Below are 19979 nucleotides of genomic sequence, written 5' to 3'. Positions count from 1 at the left end.
TGTTTTACTATTATTGTTGCTGATAATAATACAAAAAACATGAATGAAAACCATCTACTCAAAATCGCAATAGCGCAAATCGCTCCGGTCTGGTTGAACAAAAATGAAACCATAAAGAAAATTTGCAACTCAATAATTGAGGCTGGACAACAGCAGTGCGAGCTGGTGGTGTTTGGAGAATCCTTGCTGCCGGGTTATCCTTTTTGGCTTACACTGACGCACGGAGCCGACTTCAATTCCAAAATGCAAAAGGAGATACACGCGCATTACACAAGGGAGGCTGTTCAGATCGAAAAAGGCGACTTGGATGAAATATGCAAGTTAGCCGCATTACATCAAATAGCGATTTATCTTGGGACGATCGAGCGTGCTGAAAACCGAGGTGGGCATAGCCTATATTGTTCGCTCGTATACATAGATGCCACAGGTGAAATTCGCTCAGTACACCGAAAATTGCAACCAACATATGAAGAGCGATTGACCTGGGCGCCAGGAGATGGCCACGGATTACGTGTACATTCATTAAAAGATTTTACAGTAGGAGGTCTCAATTGCTGGGAAAACTGGATGCCACTTTCGCGTACTGCTCTTTATAGTCAGGGAGAGGATCTGCATGTCGCAGTTTGGCCTGGCAACCTTAAAAACACCTACGACATTACAAAAATGATAGCCAAAGAAGGTAGGTCATTTGTGATTTCTGCTTCGGGGCTGATGCGTAAGGAAGATTTTCCAAAAGACACACCCTATTTAGAGGAAATACTAAAACGTGCACCAGATGTACTTGCAGATGGGGCCTCCTGTATTGCTGGTCCGGATGGAGAGTGGGTGGTCGAACCAGTGATAGGAAAGGAGGGGCTAATCGTTGAAACCCTTGATTTTAATCGGGTACTTGAAGAACGCCAGAATTTTGATGCCACGGGTCATTACTCCAGACCTGATGTTACTCAACTAGTGCTAAACAGAGAGCGTCAAAGCGTATTGCAAATAAAGAAAACTAAAGATTAGGCTGTCGCTTTTCTAGTAAATAGAATGGCTCCCAGAGGTATGGCAAGTAAAGGTACAGTGATCAGAATGAGATTTTCCCAACCTACTGCGCTTACTACCAGTCCGGCTGATAAAGCAGCTAGGGCTTGTGTGCCAAATATCATGAATTCATTTAACGCTTGCACTTTGAAACGTTCGTTGTTATTATAAGCGCGCGGAAGCAAGGTAGTGCCTCCGATAAACAAGAAATTCCAGCCAATACCCAATAGAATCAACGAGCCCCAATAGTGGCCTACATGATGTCCGGTGTAAGCGATGATAAGGCATATTGCAAATGCGCCGATTCCTGTCAACATCATATTTTTGATACCTACTTTGCTGATAATCCAGGCAGTAAACAGACTTGGAAGAAACATCGCCACAATATGGCTCTGAATGACCCATTTGGTATCTTCAAGTGAGTGCCCGTCCATTACATGCATGCTTACAGGAGTAGCGGTCATGATGAAACTCATCACAGCATAACCCATCATTGCGCAGAGTACGGCAGTCCAGAATACTGGCTGTTTGATTATTTCGGACAAAGGTCTTCCCGGAGCGTCGGTTTCCTTTGAGTCGACCGATACGTTTTGATAGAAACTTATGATGATAAAACCAAATACAAACAACAAAGCCAGAAGTATAAATGAGCCTGTAAAGGGTTCAGAAAGTAATTCCTTTCCTCCAACTGCAATTTCAGGACCTACGAATGCGGCAGCTATCCCACCAAGTAGTACTGTGGAAGCAGCTTTTGGTACCTGATCTACAGATACGCTCTCCATGGCGGCGAATCTAAACTGGTTTAGAGACGCGACAGAAAGGCCAATAAGCGCCAGACTAAAGCAGAAGAGGTAGAAGGATTGAATATGAATACTGTAGGCAGCTAAAAGTGAAATAGCTACAGTAAAGGCTATGATGACCAAGAAGGTGGTACGACGGCCGAATCTTTTCATCATCAACGCGACAGGTACTGTGGCGATGGCCGTACCTACTATAATGGCTGCCACTGGCAAAGTGGCTAGTCTTTTTGAAGGTGCCAGCTCGGAGCCAACTAAACCACCCACAAAAACCACAAGTGAACTGGCTGACATCATCAATGCTAGTCCAAGTGCAAGTACCCATACATTTTTAGGAAGTGACTTCATTTGAAATGAGTTTCGACGAAGATAGTGGATATGATTAGAATTAAATTGATTAATTGGTGTTCCAAATCTCCCAGGCCGCTTCTGCCTGACCCACTAGCATTTGATAGCCATTTTTGACCTTTGCTCTTTTGTCTAACCCGGCTTGCATAAAGGCCGTAATTTCGGGATTATAAACCAGGTCGAACAACAAATGGTCAGCTGTAAGCTGCTCATATGGGAGATCAGGTTTTTTGTCCACTTGTGGGAAAGTACCTAGTGGGGTAGTGTTGATTACTAGTTGGTGGCCGGCGAGTGTATCGCTGGCTGATAGCTCCTGATAGCTAAGCCTGTTTTCACCAGATTCACGAGATACTACCAGATAGGGGATTCCTAGGTTTGTCAAGGCAGCCTTGACCGCTTCAGAAGCGCCACCAGTACCGAGGACAAGTGCCGATTTTCCTTCCAGTACCCAGTCGTTTTTCAGTGCTTGAATGAACCCGAAATAGTCGGTGTTATGTCCGATTAGCCTGCCATCTGGGTGGATTTGGATTGTGTTTACAGCGCCGATTGATTGGGCATGTACATCTATTTCATCCAGATAAGGGATCACTAGTTTTTTGTATGGAATCGTTACGTTGAGTCCTACCAAACTGTCTTCGTGACTCTTTAGTAAATCTTCGATTTCTGAAATATTTTCCAATTCGAAGAGATCATACTGACAGTTAGTGATGCCTTCGTTAGTAAATTTTTCTGTAAAATACTTTTTAGAAAAGGAATGTTTCAGCGTTTTTCCGATGAGTCCAAAACGTCTCATGATTGGCTTTTATCATTAGCTTTTTTTATAGCAAAAGCAATTTTTTCCATGATCACAACAATCATGAATCCTAATGCCATAAAGAGTATGGCTTGAATGATCATTGGTGAATTTCCAGTCTCTGAATAATAGTCTGTAGGGAGCATGTTTCGTTCAAAGATTGGTACTTGTTCTCCACTGGAATTGAACCTGAACAGTTCTGCTTTTTTCCAGGGCCAAATTTTATTGAGACTGCCGAGCATAAATCCGGCAAGAAGTGCAATGGCATAGTTATGGAACTTCTGCAAAAACCAAGAAATCAACCTTGAAAAGGTGAAGAGTCCTATTACGCATCCTGATGCAAAAACTGCAATTACCACTGTGTCCAAATTCTTTAGTGCCGACATGATATAGGCATATTTACCTAATATGAGTAGGATGAAGCTACCTGAGATCCCGGGAAGTATCATTGCGCAGATAGCTATAGCTCCACTGATAAATACAAACCACAGTTCATTGGGAGTGGTAGATGGGGTGACCATTGTGATCACGTAGGCAATAATTATCCCGGCAAGGCCAGAAAGGACAGAATAGGCGTTCCACTGGCTGATCTCTTTCGCTACGGAAATGGAGGAGATGATAATCAAACCGAAGAAGAATGACCAAAGCTGAATGGGATGTTCTTCGAGAAAGAAGGTGATAATTTTCGCCAGAGTCATGGCACTAAGAAGAATTCCTGCTACCAGAGGAAGTAGAAATCCGCCATTGATCTTGACCCAGAATTCTCTTAGTTTAAATGAAAATAAGAGTCTAAAAGCTTCTGCATCAAAGGAGTTGATAGAATTAAGCAATTCCTCATAAATACCGGTAATGAAGGCGATAGTACCACCGGATACACCGGGCACTACATCTGCACTTCCCATTCCTATTCCTTTTAGAAATAGTAAGAAGTAATCTTTAAAGGACCGCATAAGGTGGATGTTTTGCTTAAAGTTTGGCTTCTCCGTCGAGAAAATAATCGAAGGTGTCGCCCCTGAGTCCCAGTCGCAGTGTTTCCAGTGGAATTACTTCCGAAGGAGCAATATTCCCCAGATTCACATTAGAGCCCAGTAGCTTAATGAAGTAGACCTGCTGCGATTTTTGAGGAGCTTCCCAAATCACTTTCTCCATGGGAATCTTAGTCAATATCTCTTGAACCAGTCCGGATCTCACTTCTCCATCTGATCTGAATAGGCCTACGTTTCCACCTTCTCTGGCTTCACCGATCACCTTCCACGCGCCAGCATCAAGTTCTTTTTGCATCAATTCAATCCACTGATAAGGAGGTATGATTTCGGCTGCATCTTTTGATCCTACTTCCGAAAGTACAGTTACATCCTTTGCTAATGTACTGATGTACTCGCATTTTTTATCGTGAGCCAGTGTGATAGAACCATCAGAGACTTCTGCATGATTGATGTCGTATTTTTCCAACACCTTTCTATAGTCATCGAATTGATCTCGAATAATAAACGCTTCGAATAGAGTGCCGCCTAGATAGACTGGAATGCCTGCTGATTTATAGAAGTCCAATTTCTTCTGAAGATTGTTGGAGACATATGATGTGGCCCAACCCAATTTTATGATATCTATTGAATCTCCGCAGGTTTCAACGAGGTCTTCAGCCTGTCGAATGCTTAGACCTTTGTCCATCACCATAGTGAATCCTTTATCACGTGGTTTGACTGTTCTTTCTGGAATATTATTGAGGATATAATTCATTCTATAATTTCAATGCTAATCTCTTGCTGGTTGATTTTTTCAACCTGCAAATAAATTGATTATAGAGCTATTTGCAAAAGGATTTAACGAATGATTTGGTGCAGGTGATTATTGTCTTATTTATACTGCTGGATGATCTTATATAAGGCCTTTTGTGTTTCCAAATTAGGAAAGTGATCATACAGCACAGTATGTCCTTCATAATTCAAGAATAAGCCTTTTTCTAAGTACGTGAATGCTAATTTGTAGGAACCATTCTCAATCAAATAAATAACAGCCTGGTAGAATAAATCTGCTTCATCTGGCAATTCTTCCATACCATCATGCAGAATGTTCATGGCCTGTTCGTGGTCACCTTGCTCATGATATATCTGTGACCAGTTTTTCCAAACTTCAATGTTGCCAGGATCAAGCTGACTTACTTCGTCATAGGCATCGATACTCGAGATGATGTTGCCTACTTTGTATTCTGCTTCTGCCAGTGCCATCCAATAATCAGCATTTTCTACACTGAGTTTTAGGGCTTTGTTGAAGAAATGTACGGCCTCATACCATTTATTTTGATGGCCCAGGCATACACCAGTACAGTACCATGCTTCATCATAGAACTGATCCAATTTTGTGGATTTACGATAATACCGTATGGCAAGATCATATTGTTCCATTTGCTCATAGACAGAGCCAATACTGAAGTAGATCTCAGGAGTAGGGCCTTCGAGTTCTAAGGTGGTTTTAAAGGCATTGAGACCTTGTTCATACTTCTTGAGCATCATCAGAGAATTACCCATGTTGAAAAAAGCAGAACTGTATTTCTCATCTATGGCAATACAATACTCATAGGCATTGATTGACTCCTCATACTTCTCGAGCTTATTGTACACTATGCCCAGATTGAACCAAGCGTACTCCGAGTAGGGATCCTTATCAATAAACTCTTTGTAATAGGAAATACTGGTTTCCAACTCTCCCGTTACATCCAGGCAATATGCAAGTTCATAAAGTGCATTTTCATTGTTTAGGTTCTCTTCCAACGACTGCTTGAAGAAGGTGATAGCATCCTTGTAATCCCCTCTATTTTGATAGGCAAGGCCTATGCTATAAAATATTTCATCTTTTTCTTCCGACTGCTCCAAGGCCCGATTGAAGCTGGTAAGGGCGTCATCTATGTCGCCGTTTAGGATTTGAATGTTTCCTTTGATCAAGAAGACATCAGCATCTCCAGGGTGGAGGTTTCCAGCCTTCTCTAATATATCAATAGCGATACCATACTCCTGCAGGTTGGAGTAAGTTTGAGCTTTGAGTACCATAAACTCGACTGCGAATGGGTACTGCTCAATCGCAAGGTTGACCGCCTTGAGTGCTTTTCTATGTTTGTTTGATTCCAGATAGGTTTGGATGATAGATTCATACTCATCCGATGTGAAATAAAAGGCTTCCTTATTTTCACGAAACGACTCGTATTTTTTGAGAAGTTCCTTCTCCTCGTTTCGTTTCTTAAAATTCTCCTCCATTATCCGATAGCATTTGGTGGCAAAGATACAGAATGCATCAGCCGCTGCACCAATATCTTTTATGAAATATACTCATTATGCTTTAACAAAAGAGTTGTTAGACTTTATTTTTATAAACTCTGAGTTGACGCTTCTTTGAGTATAGACTTGAAAAAAAGCAGCCTATAATTTTGATTATCAATTAGATATCAGTGATGGAGTAAATTTTTATGATATTAAAAAAATGACACCGGTTTATTCGGCCTATTGAGATTATTTTCGTACAATGAACTAAAATTGTGTGTTGAGAATTTTCTAATAAAGAACAATGAATAACTATCTCAGTATTTTTTGGCAGGAGACCCAGGGTTATTTTAATTGGTTTGTCGGACAGATCACCTTCTCTACGAGCGACGGACTATGGGGCAATTACTTTTACTTTCTCCTAATAATATCTGCAGTTTTTTTTGGCTTGGAACTCATCAAACCGTGGCGTTCGGATCAGCCACGGTTCCGAAAAGATTTTTGGTTGGATGCCTTCTACATGTTCTTCAATTTCTTTTTATTTTCTCTAGTGGCATTTGCCGGTTTATCACAGGTAGGTGTAGAGCTACTCAGTGAGCTACTCGAATGGTTTGGAATTACCAATCTAGTGGCTATCGAAGTCGGCAATTTGCCTGGATGGCTACAGCTGGTCATACTCTTCGTCGTAAAAGATTTTGTAGAGTGGTTGGTCCATCGTTTGTTGCACTGGTCACCACGACTTTGGGAATTTCATAAGGTACATCATAGTGTAAAGCAAATGGGTTTTGCAGCTCACCTGCGATATCACTGGATGGAAAATATCATTTATAAATCCTTAGAATATATTCCGCTTGCTCTTATAGGGTTTAGTTTAACGGATTTTTTTATGGTGCACATGATTGCCATAGCTATAGGACATTGGAATCATGCTAATTTCAATGTGGATCTGGGCCCGTTTAAGTACATTTTCAACAATCCGGCCATGCACATTTGGCATCATGCCAAGCATCTTCCGGAGGATCGAAGATATGGGGTCAACTTTGGTATATCGTTGAGCATTTGGGATTACATTTTTGGTACTAATTATATACCAATGGATGGCCGTGATATTGAAATTGGGTTTCCCGATGATGAGCGCTTCCCCGATAATTTTATAGATCAAAACCTCAACGGTTTCAAGCCCTCAAGTCAGCATACGAATTAAAATGATTGAAAAATTCGTTGGTTAAATGAGCGTTATCAATTTCATAGGTATTGGCCTGGCCATTTTTCTTGCCTTTCTTCTTGTGTTGAAAAGTGAGAAACGCATGTTCGACTACATTCTACTTGCCTGGTTGTTGTTGAACGCTACCATGCTATTTTTTTATTATCTCAATTTTGAAGGCCATACTCATCGCTTTGTACCACTACTAATTGCGATGGGTCTGATTCCATATTTGATATCACCATTGTTGTTTATCTATGTCTCGTCACTGGTGCAAGGTTCGAGATTTAGCTTGGTGAGACAATCACTACATTTTCTCCCATTCGTATTCATCTTGTTTTCCATGTGGTGGTATTACTGGAATCCAGACGATCGACATATCATAAGGGTAGCCAAAGGTTTTATCAACGTGGGTGGAGACTTGCCTTTTCAGGTACGATATTGGTCTTTGATCATGGCTTTTTCGGCCTGTCTATATCCACTCTTATGTTTGTTCAAACTCTTTAAGCACCGATCTATTATTGAAAACGAATTTTCCAATCTGCAGGAGAAAACGCTTGACTGGATGCGCTATTGGATAATTATAGAATTTGTCGCTTTTTGGATTTCCTTTCTAATCATTATAGCGGGTGACTTTGATATGGTAGAACGGATGACCTCATTCAAAGTAATAGCCGGTATGATCATCGTGAATGTATTTGTCGTTGGCTTTTTCGGAGTAAAGCAGTCTAATATTTTTGTAGGATCTGGCTCAGATACAATCGACTCTAGTGCAGATGAAAAGTATAAATCTTCTAATTTAAACTTGATTCAAGAGGACGCTTTGATGGAGCGCTTGACTCAAGAGATGAAAGACAACAAGCACTACCTAAATCCTGCCTTGAATGCTACGGATGTGGCTGGGATTTTGAGTATCACCAAACACCAGTTGTCTCAATTGATTAATCAAAAGACAAACGGCAATTTTTATGAGTTTGTAAATCAATATCGGCTAGAAGAATTCAAAGCACGTGTGCTGTCGGGCGAGGCTGAGCGGCTATCGCTTTTGGGATTGGCATTTGATTGTGGTTTCAACTCGAAGTCTACTTTCAATCACCTCTTCAAGAAAAATGAAGGGACGACCCCATCAGCCTTTCGGAAAAATATAAACGAAAGGAGTCCGAATTAATCGATTCGGACGATCGCACACTTTATCACTTACATATTTGAGTAAAAACTCAAAAAATATGTTAAGGAATTATCTACTCACTTCAATTCGGGCCTTAAGAAAGGAAAAATTTTATGTTGCAGTCAATCTGCTCAGCCTTGCTATGGCATTTGCCCTTTGCACAATTGGCTTCTTCAATTTAATGTTCAACTACACCTACAACAAAAGTTTCGAAGGCTATGATTCTATTTATAAAATTAATGCAAAGCCAAAATCTGTCATCTCATCAAAAGAAGTAGGAATCACGCCCTTGGCTCTGGCAGAAGGCATGACCGCACAGTTTTCTGATCTTAAAATTGGGCGGTATCACTCAACACATTTAAATGTAAAAATAGGAGATCGATTTTTTGGAGAGTCTTCTGGCTTAGTCGATCCGTCGTTTTTGGATATTATTCACTTTCAAGACGGGCTGCTACTTGGGCCAGATGATGTAATTCTCACCGAAGCAGCAGCTGTACGGCTCTATGGAGGAAGAGCCAAGGCTAAGGGTAACACGCTTGAGGTCTTTTTTCCTAATGGAGAATCCAAATTGCTCACAGTAAGGGAAATTATTTCAGTGCCAAATCAAAACACCAGTTTCAAGTTTTCCATCTTGGTGTCTTTTGAGCACTATTTGACTTCCTACCAGCTCACCGATCATAGATGGAACGAATGGATAAGTGGAACCTTCGTGCAGGTAAATGAAAATAGCAGAGCAGCAGTTGAAGCTGCTTTGCAGAGATATCTTCCTGTTCAAAATGAAGCTAACCCAGAGTTGGAGCTGGAGGCCTACCGTTTAGACAATATTGCAGATTGGGCTCATTTCGAGCGTGATTTGAAAGGTAGAAGTTTTGGTGCGGTATTGCACCCTGCTTCAGTCATAGGCACTATGAGTTCTGCTTTTGCCATCCTGCTATTAGCCTGCTTCAATTTTTTTAACACCACTATAGCTACTTCGGGGAAGCGATTGAAGGAAATCAGCATGCGGAAGGTGATTGGCGGTCAGCGCAAGGATATTATTATTCAGTTTATGATGGAGAGTGCCTTTCAGGTTTTTGGTGCGTTTCTATTGTCTCTTCTGATTTCTTATCTTCTGATAGGGCCATATAATGCCATGTTCAGATTTGAATTGATTCAGATGCAACCAGCCTACATAAAACCTTACATACTTTTTTCGATAGGTATTTGCTTACTTACCATTATACTTTCTGGAGCATACCCAGCCTTCTATATTAGTAAATTTAGATCTTTGGATATACTGAAGAACAAAACCAAATTTAAAGGGAATGGACTGGTGACCAAAGCTCTTTTGGCCATACAATTTGCAGTTTGCGCCTACAATATCTTTGGTCTGGGAGTATTTGTAGAGAATGCCTATTATCAGGATAAATTAGATAGGGGATATGATGTGAAGAATTTTATAAACATTCCCGTACGAGCTGAGCAATATGAAACACTTAGAAACGAAATCAGCCAAAACACCGGACTGGATCAGGTAAAAGGTACAAAGGATCTGGTTGGTTTTTGTAATCGAGAGGCAACTTTTGTCTATGAAGGAATAGAATATGCTACTGCGAAATTGGAAGTGGGCCCTGGATATTTACAAGGCCTTGGAGTAGATTTTTTGGAAGGAGATGATTTCGAGGATGGTCGCTCTTCAGACGCAAATCAGATAGTGATCAATCAAACTTTCAGTCAGCAGATGGGAGGGGACATGCTGGGCAAATGGATAACAATATCTGACACTAAATATCGGATAAAGGGGATAACTGCGGATTTTAATATCAAGACTATCATGCTTTCAAATAAAATTAGGCCAACCATTTTTTTCCTTGCGCCAGACAGTGCCTTCGAATATGTCGTGGTTAGGTGTGATGATACTAAGCTGAAGGCAGATAATGAGCGAATAGAGCAGCTGTGGTATGGTCTCTTTCCGGAAGAATTGTATGGCGGATTTTATCAAGAAAAGGTCTTCGAAAACGTTAATACCACGAATCAAATTATGATTAGGATTAATTCGTTTATCGCTCTGGTATCAATACTGATTTCTATTTTAGGTCTTTATGCATTGATCTCTTTAACTGTTCAACGTAGAATCAAAGAAATAGGCATTCGAAAAACGCTTGGTGCCTCTTTTGTGCATGTGCTTAGATTGCTACTTAATCAGATCACCTGGATGATTGGGTTGTCTTTAATTCTGGGCTTGGTAGCTGGATTCTATGTTATTAATATGCTGCTGGATATCATCTACGCCTATCATATTGAAATTGACGGTTGGAATTATCTGTTTTCCGTGATCACCATTCTGTTGTCTGCAGTGGTCTCCATTGGATATAAGGTGGTGAAAACGGCCAGAATGAATCCGGTAATCCAGCTAAGGGTAGAGTAAATAAAAAAGGGTTGTCCTGCTGGTCATTATCAGCCTTCAGGACAACCCTCAGAAAATTCTTCTTAAGTGATTTTAGAATGGCAGGTCGTCAGCTTCTCCGCTGCTATCTGAATTCAACCATTCTGGTTCGGTTAGGCTAGCGCCTGCTTCGTCTGTCTTAGCCTCGCTAGGAGCAGCACTCACGTCATTTGCAGCGCTCAATCTCCAAGCTTGTAAGGAGTTGAAGTATACCACTTCGCCTTTTGGGTTGGTCCACTTTCTTCCTTTGAGGTTGAATGCGATATTTAATTCTTGACCCACATTGTAACCATCCAATTGCTCACATTTGTCCTGAATCAATTCGAATTTAATGAATTCAGGATATTGAGGATTCTCAGAATATTCTACTACAAATTCTCTCTTTTTGAAACCACCTGTACCGAAGGTCGCAGTTTCATATTTCTCTAGCAATTTGGCTTTGATTTCCATGGTGTACTTTTTCTATTTGAATGGTTTGCAAAGATGTAAATTCATAAGGCAAATTCAAAAAATCGTGCTTCTTTATGATTGGTAAAATTCAATCTTACTACTACAAAAAAATAGCACCGAGCAAAACCCGGTGCTATTCATTACTTTGTCCTAAAATCTATTTGATATATTAGGAATAGATATAGTTTTTATTGACCTGATGTCATGATTACATCATGCCGCCCATGCCGCCGCCCATTGGAGGCATAGCTGGAGCTGCACCTTCTGGCTCTGGCTCATCTACTACTGCTGCATCACTGGTCAGTAACAATGCTGCAATTGAGGCAGCATTTTCAAGTGCCAAACGAGTCACTTTAGTAGGATCGATGATCCCTGCTTTGAACATAGACTCATAGGTGTCTTTAGCAGCATTGTATCCGAAGTCAGCTTTGCCGTCTTTTACGGCATTGACTACTACAGATCCTTCTCCGCCAGCATTTGCTACGATTGTTCTCAAAGGAGCTTCGATTGCAGTTCTTACAATATTTACTCCAGTGTTTTGGTCTTCGTTCTCAAGAGATAGTCCTTCCAAAGCAGAGATGGCTCTGATCAAGGCTACACCGCCACCAGCAACTATACCTTCTTGTACAGCAGCTCTTGTCGCGTGCAACGCATCATCTACTCTGTCTTTCTTCTCTTTCATTTCTACTTCAGTAGCAGCGCCAATGTATAGAATAGCGACACCGCCTGACAACTTAGCCAGTCTTTCCTGAAGTTTTTCTTTGTCATAGTCAGAAGTAGTGTTTTCTACTTGCTGCTTGATTTGGTTTACTCTAGCCTCAATATCTTCAGATTTCCCAGCACCGTTTACGATGACCGTATTATCCTTATCGATATTTACTTTATCAGCTGTACCCAGGTATTCCAAAGTGGCATTTTCCAATTTGTATCCTCTCTCTTCAGAGATTACAGTGGCACCTGTCAGAATAGCGATATCTTCAAGCATTGCTTTTCTTCTGTCACCAAAGCCAGGAGCTTTTACAGCAGCGATTTTCAAAGAGCCTCTGATTTTGTTTACTACCAAAGTAGCAAGGGCTTCTCCATCTACATCTTCAGAGATAATAACCAAAGGTTTGCCAGTCTGAGCAGTAGCTTCCAATACAGGAAGCAATTCCTTCATGGTAGAGATCTTTTTGTCGTAGATAAGGATATATGGATTTTCCATCTCAGCTTCCATTTTTTCCGTGTTGGTCACGAAATATGGAGAGAGATATCCTCTGTCGAATTGCATACCTTCTACAGTTTTTACTTCTGTTTCAGTACCTTTTGCTTCTTCTACAGTGATGACTCCATCTTTTCCTACTTTATCCATAGCATCAGCAATCATTTTGCCGATTTCAGCGTCATTGTTTGCCGATACAGTCGCTACTTGAGAAATCTCGCTTGAGTCCTTGATTTCTTTTGATTGCTTTTTGAGGTCTGCTACCACTGCGGTTACCGCTTTGTCGATACCTCTTTTGAGATCCATTGGGTTAGCGCCGGCAGCTACATTTTTAAAACCGTTTCCAAAAAGAGCTTGTGTCAATACAGTAGCAGTAGTTGTGCCATCACCTGCATCATCAGCAGTTTTAGAAGCCACTTCTTTTACTAGCTGTGCGCCCATGTTTTCTAGTGGATCGCTTAGTTCGATTTCCTTAGCGACAGATACGCCATCCTTCGTTACAGTAGGAGCGCCAAATTTCTTGTCAAGGATTACATTTCTACCTTTAGGTCCTAAGGTTACTTTCACTGCATCAGCTAATAGGTCAACGCCTTTCTTAAGGCCGTTTCTAGCATCTGAATTAAAAAATATGTCTTTAGCCATTTTGAATGATCTTTATGATTTCTAAATTGAAATTTATTTTATTGAAAATTATAGAGTACCAAATAGGTCAGAATTGCGCATGATCAGGTATTCTGCACCGTCGAGAGAAAGTTCTGTTCCTGAGTATTTTCCATAAAGTACCTTGTCTCCAACTTTCACTGTCACAGGTTTCTCTGATGTACCATCACCTACGGCAATTACAGTTCCTTCTTGTGGTTTTTCCTTGGCAGTATCAGGAATGATAATACCGGAAGCTGTCTTTTCTTCTGCAGCAGCAGGTTCAACCAAAATTCTATCTTCGTTTGGTTTAAAGCTTACTTTTGACATGTTCTTATAAATTTTATTTGATTCTATAATAAGATATTTCTGAGAGCCATGTAGCATTTCTTATGCCAATCACTACTTGTGTCAAAAAGTCAGTATATCTAGCTGAATTAATGACAGTGCAGCATAAAATCAGGGATAGGGTGGCAGGGTTTTGTTAGAAAAAGGGCAAAAAAAATCCCGAACGGCTGCGTCCAGGATAATATATTATTTAGTCAATTCTGATTATTCTTCAGTTGCCTCTGGTTCTTCTACTTCAAGCGCATTGTCCAGGCTTTCGGTGCTGGCATCATCAGCCTCAACCCCTAGATTGGGAGCTGCTGTTTTTTCTAGTGCACTTTCGATGTTAGGGCTTACCACCTCGTCTGCTCTTGACTCTGTAATTAAGAATTTAGTTGAAAGCGTAAGTGAGATCAAGGCTATTGCCAGCCCCCAGGTAAGTTTTTCGAGTAGATCTCCGGTTTTTTTGACACCCATTAGTTGTGATGTTCCGGATCCACCGAATTGGCTCGTCAATCCTCCTCCTTTAGAGTTCTGCGCCAATACCACTAAAACCAGTACCACTGCTACAAAAACTATCAATACAATAATCGTAGTAAACATTTATTTCTTCTTTAATTTTTCAATTTGAGACGCAAAGTAAGACTTTTTTTGAGGATTTTTCAAAATTAATTTTTCGTAGATTGAAATGGCCTTTTCTACCTTGCCTTGGTTGAGCAGAATGTTGGCTAGATTTTCTGTGATAAGATCATCGGGGAACGCTTCGTACCTGGCAGCCAGGTCCTCTACCGGTTGCTGCTCTTCTGCCTTATTTTTAGATACCTGAATAGACGGATTCTGCTCAATAAAGGAATCAATAATTCCGATTTGATCTTCCTTGACTACTTTTTTAGGTTTTTTTTTTTCTGACGAGTCGTCCTCGTCTTTCTTGGGGGTCTTCTTGGCGGTGGCTTTTTTGCCCATCTTTGAGCCTATGGATGCCGACATCCTAAATTTAGGTGCAGGCTTCTTTGCGGGTTCTTTTTTTGCCTTTGAATCTTCTTTTTTAGTAGCAGTTTTCTTGGTTGCCTTAGCTTTAGTGGCGGTGGTTTTTTTCGCCTCCGTTGTCTTAGGTTCAACTTTCTTTTTACTTACGGCAGTCTTTTTTTCCGCTATAGGAGTTTTGGTTTCAGTCTTTTTGGCAGCTGCTGTAGATTTTTTGGTAGTAGCCGACTTGTCTTCAGTGGCTTTTGGAGCAGCTTTTTTGGTAGTTGTCTTTTTAGTTGTGGACTTAGTGGAAGCAGCTTTTGGTTTAGGTTCTTCAGCTACTTTTTTAGCTGCTACCTTCGTTGGTGTCTTCGTTGTTGTGGTAGTTTTGGCGGTTGTCTTTGTAGATGCCTTAGTTTCTTTGGTCTCTTTAGCCTCTTTTGGTTTCTCTGTAGTTTTTGATTTAGGACTGCTTTTGGTTAATGCCGTTGATCCTTTTTTGCGCACCTTTTCTTTAGTGAACTTTGTACCTCTCTTTAATACGCCTAGTCGGAATTTTTTACCTGTACTCGAGCTGCCCGGAGTGAGTTTAAGTTCCTGAATCTCCTTATCTATTTGACTGAGTTCTTCCTCGGTTTCTTCTGTGGATTTATCAGAACTAACGCTGATTTGAATTGGTATTTCTAATTCCTCTTCCTTGGCATCTTCTACCTTTTGGTCTACGGTTTCTTCCGCAGGAGAAACTTCTTCATTGGCTTCTGGCTCAGCCACCTCTTCATGAGTTTCTAAGTCAGAATCAGCATCTTTTGTGTCGTGTATTTCTGTGTCAGTTTCTGTCTCAATATCAACAACTTCCTCTTCTTCAGGTTTGACGACAGACTGTTCGATTTCTTCGACAACGTCTTTTTCTTCGGTGCCGGTTTCTGATTTTTCCTCCGTTCCTGCTATATCACCAGATGACTCTGCATCTACGATGGCGGTCAGTTCTTCGGAGGACAAACTGAAAGTGCCCTTATCTGGCTTTTTCTCTTCCGCCACAGGTGTGCTCTCCTCGTTCGGAATTTCGGGCGCTGAGTCTTTTACCTCATCTCTGCTCTTTTCAGATATTTTTGAGATGACTTTAGAAATGGACTCTTCTTCAGCTTCTACTTCTTCGGCTACCTGACTCTTGAGTTTTTCTACCTCATCTAAAGGCGCCTCTTCGGAGATTTCTGATTCAGAAATTACTTCTTCGGCGCTAGATTCAACTGTTGGTTCTGGTGTTGGTTCAACTGTTGGTTCTGGTGTTGGTTCTTTGGATGCTTCCGCCTGTGCTATTTCCTCTGATATTTCCGGTGTAGGAGTTTCTGCTACAGGTTCTTCTTTTTCTACTTCCGGCTCCTCTGTAGGTGTAGGGGATAGCGCTTCCTGTAGCGCGGATTCGGACATAGTCTGAGCAGCAGGTGAAGCGAACGGATCTTCGATCACAATTTCTTCAGGATGCTTTTTGTCATAGTCTAGATAGACTTCTCGACTGGCCTTCCATTTTTCCAGATTCTCATAAATTTCTTTTACAAGTGCATCTTGCTCAGCATCCGAATTGTGTTTCGGAGCTTTTCGAGGAGTGACTGGTGCTGCAGGCTTCTCAGCAGACTTAGCTTGAGTAGGTTTTGCCGGGGTGGGCTTTGAGCCAACTGCAGTAGTTTTAGTCGCAGTCGGATTAAATTTTATTTGTCCTTGAAAATAATGTTTAAGGATGTTTCTATTTGTAGAATAGATGGCCGCCGAGCTCATCAGTTGAGCGGAGGTTTTCTTTTTTAGTTTTCTTCCAGCATAGGCTAAAACACATCTGCCATTCTGGAAATAAGGGTTAGCTTGTATAATAGCCTCCAGCTCTACAAAATCGGCATCTGACATCTTATCAGGGGCCTTCATCAACTCAAGAAATGTTAGCTTATTCAAGTGTAGCTCTCAGTTTTGCGTAAGCGTTAAAGATAACAAAAATTACCAATTGGCAACAGAAGAGTTGAAAATATCCAGAATGATTTGGTCGAAGATCTCATTTACGTATTCTTCCTCATTGGCAGATAAATCCTCTCTGTTTTGATCAAAATCTTTAAAGAAGGAAAAAGTCCTCTCAAAATCGAATTGATCATCCTCAAGATTAACATAGGTGGCTGATACATATATAGTGATTCTGGTAAGGCTGGTCAAATCCAGTGCGTCAGGATCTTCGGCGGCCGACACGGCTACGGGAGTGAGCGTATAATTATCAATACTACCTTCCAATTGGAGATCACCTTCACCGTCGACTAATGTCAGACTGGTATTTCTCAGGTAGTAGTCCTTTATCCTTTCGGTAAATAGGGGGCTCATATTAGAAGGCCCCAAAGGCGAGTTATTGTAAAACGTCTGAATGGAGATCGTCTTGACATTAGGAGAAATCGAGGCTCCTGTAAACGAATACACACCGCAAGAGCTATTGGCTAACCCAAAGGCCAGTATAATAAATAGGCTAGTCTTCCAGTTCATAGTGTTTGATTTTTCTATAAAGAGTTCGCTCAGAGATACCCAGATCCTGTGCGGCGTACTTTCGTTTATTCCTGTTTTTTCTAAGGGCACGAATAATAAGTTCCTTTTCCTTTTTTTCTATGGATAGTGAATCATCTTGTTCGGTTTCATGAGCAATATCCTGCACCTTGTCAGGGTCAAAGTCTTGATAGTCATCTTCTGTGAGTATCACAGGATCGTCATCCATATTGTCAGAAAATTCTGAAAACTGCTCATCGCTGACTTCAAGATTACTAAATAGCTTTCCATGTTCTTTGATGATCTCTGCACGATCTGAGCTGTCACCAGCATTTTGCAGCACCAGCTTTTTTAATTCGTTCATATCCTTTTTCATATCGAATAGGATTTTATACAGGAGATCTCTTTCCGAGAAATTTTCACCGGACGAATCTGCAGGGCGATCAAGTAAAGCGGGCAGGTTGCTTACATTCTGGGGTAAATACTTTTTTAAGGTTTCTTCGTCCAGCGTCCTGTTCATTTCCAGTACAGAAATCTGTTCTGCGAGATTTTTCAACTGGCGAATATTGCCTGGAAATCTAAATCGCATCAGAGCCTCCTTGGCGCTCTCGGTGAGCTTGATTGGGTCTACATGATACTGTTCACCGAAGTCATAGGCAAATTTTCTAAAAAGCAGCTCTATATCAGCCCCTCTCTCTCTAAGAGCAGGGACATAGATAGGTACCGTATTAAGTCTATAATATAGGTCTTCTCTAAACTTCTTTTTTTCTACAGCAGTGATAAGATTTACATTCGTAGCAGCGAGGACTCGCACATTAGACTTCTGGGTTTTGGAAGATCCTACTTTTATAAACTCTCCATTTTCAAGCACCCTCAATAGTCTTGCCTGAGTACTCATTGGCATTTCGCCAATTTCGTCCAGAAATATTGTTCCACCATCGGTGACTTCGAAGTATCCTTTTCTTGCTTCATGTGCTCCTGTAAAGGAGCCTTTCTCATGGCCAAAAAGCTCTGAATCAATCGTGCCTTCAGGAATAGCACCGCAGTTGATCGCGATAAACTGACCGTGCTTTCTTTTGCTAAGTGAATGAATAATCTTTGAGAAAGACTCTTTACCGCTACCGCTTTCACCGGTGATAAGCACACTCATATCAGTGGGAGCCACCTGTGCTGCGACATTGATGGCTTGATTGAGCAATTGAGAATTTCCAATGATACCAAACCGCTGTTTGATAGATTGTATTTCTGATTCTTTCAAGGATTTGCTGATTTAATTTTCTACAACTGATGCCAATAATGTACCTGTGGTCACATCATTTACAACTACATGGACGTAATCTCCTTTTTGGAGGTTTCCTGCATCAAATACCGCTACTCTATTGCAAGTGGTTCTTCCTTGTAATTGTGTTTTTGATTTTCTCGATACGCCTTCTACAAGCACCTTATAAGTTTTACCAATGGTCATTTGATTTCTTTCCAGTGATAGCTTGCGTTGCAACTTGATTACCTCCGTCAAACGGCGTTTTTTAATATCCATTGAAATGTCATCCGCATATTTTTTTTCAGCCAAGGTTCCTGGTCTCTCAGAATAAAAAAACATGTACGAATAGTCATAGCGGACGTACTCCATCAGTGATAGTGTATCTCTATGCGCTTCCTCGGTCTCTCCACAAAACCCGGAAATCATATCACTGGAAATCCCACACTCTTCACCCAGTATTTCTCGAATTCTATCAATTTTGCTAATGTACCATTCCCGGTCATAAGTACGGTTCATTCGATCAAGCACTTCTGAGTTGCCACTTTGAGCTGGAAAATGAATGTACTTGCAAAGATTGTCGTACTTTTTCATTGTATACAGTACGTCGTCAGTAATGTCCTTAGGGTGAGAGGTTGAAAACCGTACCCTTAACAGGGGACTGACTTCGGCGACCATTTCAAGAAGATTGGCAAAGTTGATTACTTCCGAAGCATCAGATTTCTCAAGTCTGGCTTTATTATTTTGTTCTGCAGACCACTTATAGGAGTCTACATTTTGTCCAAGAAGTGTGACTTCTCGGTAACCTTTGCTCAGTAGGTCTTTTGCTTCCTCAACAATAGAGTGCGGATCTCGGCTTCGCTCTCTGCCTCGAGTAAATGGCACCACGCAGAAGGAGCACATGTTGTCGCATCCTCTCATGATAGATATGAAGGCCGTGACCCCGTTGGAGTTTAATCGAACAGGGCTGATGTCTGCATAAGTCTCTTCACGCGACAAGAACGTGTTTACGGCTTTTTGTCCGGTACTGACTTCTTCAAGCATATTGGGTAACTCCCGATAAGCGTCCGGGCCGACCACCAAATCCACGATTTTCTCTTCTTCGAGCAATTTTGATTTTAGTCTTTCAGCCATGCATCCCAATACACCGATGACCAAATCAGGATTTTTCTTCTTATAATGATTTATTTCAGATAGTCTGTTGCGTACCGTAGTTTCTGCCTTTTCGCGGATTGAGCACGTATTTAGGAAGGTTACATCTGCCTCTTCGATCGAAGAAGTGGTGCTATAGCCCTCTTTTTTCAGGATAGAAGATACGATCTCGCTATCCGAAAAATTCATCTGGCAGCCATAACTTTCGATGTACAATTTTTTTTGTCCAATGTTTTTCTCCTCTTTTGTAATATTAATGATGTCGCAGTTTTGCTCTGCTGGATCAATAATATCAATATCACCGATTATCTCTTTCACCTGTATTAAGTATTTTAAGTTAGCAAAGATAGATAAATGCGACAAAATGTCAGTTTTTATTTGAACTTGTAATAGAAAATCTTTTGTATGCCAGAACAAAGATTTTAACAGCGCCATCGTTGTTTTTTGAAATTAGTTAGGTTGGTTG

Annotated in this window: 17 protein-coding genes; 4 read left to right on the top strand and 13 right to left on the bottom strand. The window is 41.0% G+C overall.

Features of this window, described 5'->3' with window-relative positions; all coding sequences use genetic code 11:
* Positions 1-39: 39 nt before the first annotated feature.
* Positions 40-1005, top strand: a complete 966-nt coding sequence (locus tag ABJF11_RS02115) for a carbon-nitrogen hydrolase family protein (RefSeq protein WP_348117727.1) — start codon at positions 40-42, stop codon at positions 1003-1005.
* Here the strand turns inward: ABJF11_RS02115 and ABJF11_RS02110 are convergent.
* The 5 genes from ABJF11_RS02110 to ABJF11_RS02090 all read right to left on the bottom strand — a co-directional run bounded on the left by ABJF11_RS02110 (position 1002) and on the right by ABJF11_RS02090 (position 6212).
* The gene (locus tag ABJF11_RS02110; protein ID WP_348117726.1) at positions 1002-2168 is read right to left on the bottom strand and encodes an MFS transporter; all 1167 of its coding nucleotides are present in this window, start codon (positions 2166-2168) and stop codon (positions 1002-1004) included. The two genes, ABJF11_RS02115 and ABJF11_RS02110, sit on opposite strands and share 4 nt — an antisense overlap.
* A gap of 49 nt (positions 2169-2217) precedes the next feature.
* Positions 2218-2961: a shikimate dehydrogenase gene (gene aroE / locus ABJF11_RS02105; RefSeq protein WP_348117723.1), complete on the bottom strand. Its 744-nt coding sequence runs from the start codon at positions 2959-2961 to the stop codon at positions 2218-2220.
* The gene (locus tag ABJF11_RS02100; RefSeq protein ID WP_348117722.1) at positions 2958-3911 is read right to left on the bottom strand and encodes a DUF368 domain-containing protein; all 954 of its coding nucleotides are present in this window, start codon (positions 3909-3911) and stop codon (positions 2958-2960) included. The genes aroE and ABJF11_RS02100 overlap by 4 nt, the downstream gene beginning before the upstream one ends.
* 16 nt (positions 3912-3927) lie before the next feature.
* A complete protein-coding gene (locus ABJF11_RS02095; protein WP_348117720.1) occupies positions 3928-4701 on the bottom strand; it encodes a phosphosulfolactate synthase in 774 nt (257 codons plus the stop codon).
* A gap of 116 nt (positions 4702-4817) precedes the next feature.
* Entirely contained in the window at positions 4818-6212 is a 1395-nt protein-coding gene (locus tag ABJF11_RS02090; protein ID WP_348117719.1) for a tetratricopeptide repeat protein, read from the bottom strand.
* Positions 6213-6519: 307 nt separating this feature from the next.
* Here ABJF11_RS02090 and ABJF11_RS02085 point away from each other — a divergent pair, with 307 nt between their 5' ends.
* The 3 genes from ABJF11_RS02085 to ABJF11_RS02075 are packed head-to-tail and all read left to right on the top strand — an operon-like array spanning position 6520 to position 10994.
* Positions 6520-7419: a sterol desaturase family protein gene (locus ABJF11_RS02085; RefSeq protein WP_348117718.1), complete on the top strand. Its 900-nt coding sequence runs from the start codon at positions 6520-6522 to the stop codon at positions 7417-7419.
* A gap of 25 nt (positions 7420-7444) precedes the next feature.
* The gene (locus tag ABJF11_RS02080; RefSeq protein WP_348117716.1) at positions 7445-8587 is read left to right on the top strand and encodes a helix-turn-helix domain-containing protein; all 1143 of its coding nucleotides are present in this window, start codon (positions 7445-7447) and stop codon (positions 8585-8587) included.
* Positions 8588-8645: 58 nt separating this feature from the next.
* Entirely contained in the window at positions 8646-10994 is a 2349-nt protein-coding gene (locus ABJF11_RS02075) for an FtsX-like permease family protein (RefSeq protein ID WP_348117715.1), read from the top strand.
* Between the two features lie 72 nt (positions 10995-11066).
* Here ABJF11_RS02075 and ABJF11_RS02070 read toward each other — a convergent pair whose 3' ends face one another.
* From ABJF11_RS02070 to miaB, 8 genes are all read right to left on the bottom strand, one after another.
* On the bottom strand, positions 11067-11462 hold the full coding sequence (locus tag ABJF11_RS02070; protein WP_348117714.1) for a DUF3127 domain-containing protein: 396 nt from the start codon (positions 11460-11462) through the stop codon (positions 11067-11069).
* Positions 11463-11670: 208 nt separating this feature from the next.
* Positions 11671-13305 carry a chaperonin GroEL gene (gene groL, locus ABJF11_RS02065; RefSeq protein ID WP_348117713.1) on the bottom strand — a complete coding sequence of 545 codons (1635 nt, stop codon included), beginning with the start codon at positions 13303-13305 and terminating at the stop codon, positions 11671-11673.
* 48 nt (positions 13306-13353) lie between these two features.
* Positions 13354-13632 (bottom strand): co-chaperone GroES, encoded by a 279-nt coding sequence (locus tag ABJF11_RS02060; RefSeq protein ID WP_348117712.1) that lies wholly within the window; start codon positions 13630-13632, stop codon positions 13354-13356.
* A 222-nt stretch (positions 13633-13854) separates the two neighbouring features.
* Positions 13855-14232: a preprotein translocase subunit SecG gene (gene secG, locus ABJF11_RS02055; protein WP_348117710.1), complete on the bottom strand. Its 378-nt coding sequence runs from the start codon at positions 14230-14232 to the stop codon at positions 13855-13857.
* Entirely contained in the window at positions 14233-16536 is a 2304-nt protein-coding gene (locus ABJF11_RS02050) for a hypothetical protein (RefSeq protein ID WP_348117708.1), read from the bottom strand.
* A gap of 42 nt (positions 16537-16578) precedes the next feature.
* Positions 16579-17106, bottom strand: coding sequence for an LptE family protein (locus tag ABJF11_RS02045; RefSeq protein ID WP_348117705.1), 528 nt, complete (start codon positions 17104-17106; stop codon positions 16579-16581).
* The gene (locus ABJF11_RS02040) at positions 17090-18361 is read right to left on the bottom strand and encodes a sigma-54 dependent transcriptional regulator (RefSeq protein WP_348117703.1); all 1272 of its coding nucleotides are present in this window, start codon (positions 18359-18361) and stop codon (positions 17090-17092) included. The genes ABJF11_RS02045 and ABJF11_RS02040 overlap by 17 nt, the downstream gene beginning before the upstream one ends.
* Before the next feature lie 12 nt (positions 18362-18373).
* The gene (gene miaB, locus ABJF11_RS02035) at positions 18374-19831 is read right to left on the bottom strand and encodes a tRNA (N6-isopentenyl adenosine(37)-C2)-methylthiotransferase MiaB (RefSeq protein WP_348117701.1); all 1458 of its coding nucleotides are present in this window, start codon (positions 19829-19831) and stop codon (positions 18374-18376) included.
* Positions 19832-19979 lie beyond the last annotated feature (148 nt).

It is taken from the genome of Reichenbachiella sp., assembly GCF_039941815.1.
Taxonomy (GTDB): domain Bacteria; phylum Bacteroidota; class Bacteroidia; order Cytophagales; family Cyclobacteriaceae; genus Reichenbachiella.
The sequence above is the reverse complement of the archived record's forward strand: the minus strand, read 5'-3'. Positions and strand labels throughout refer to the sequence as shown.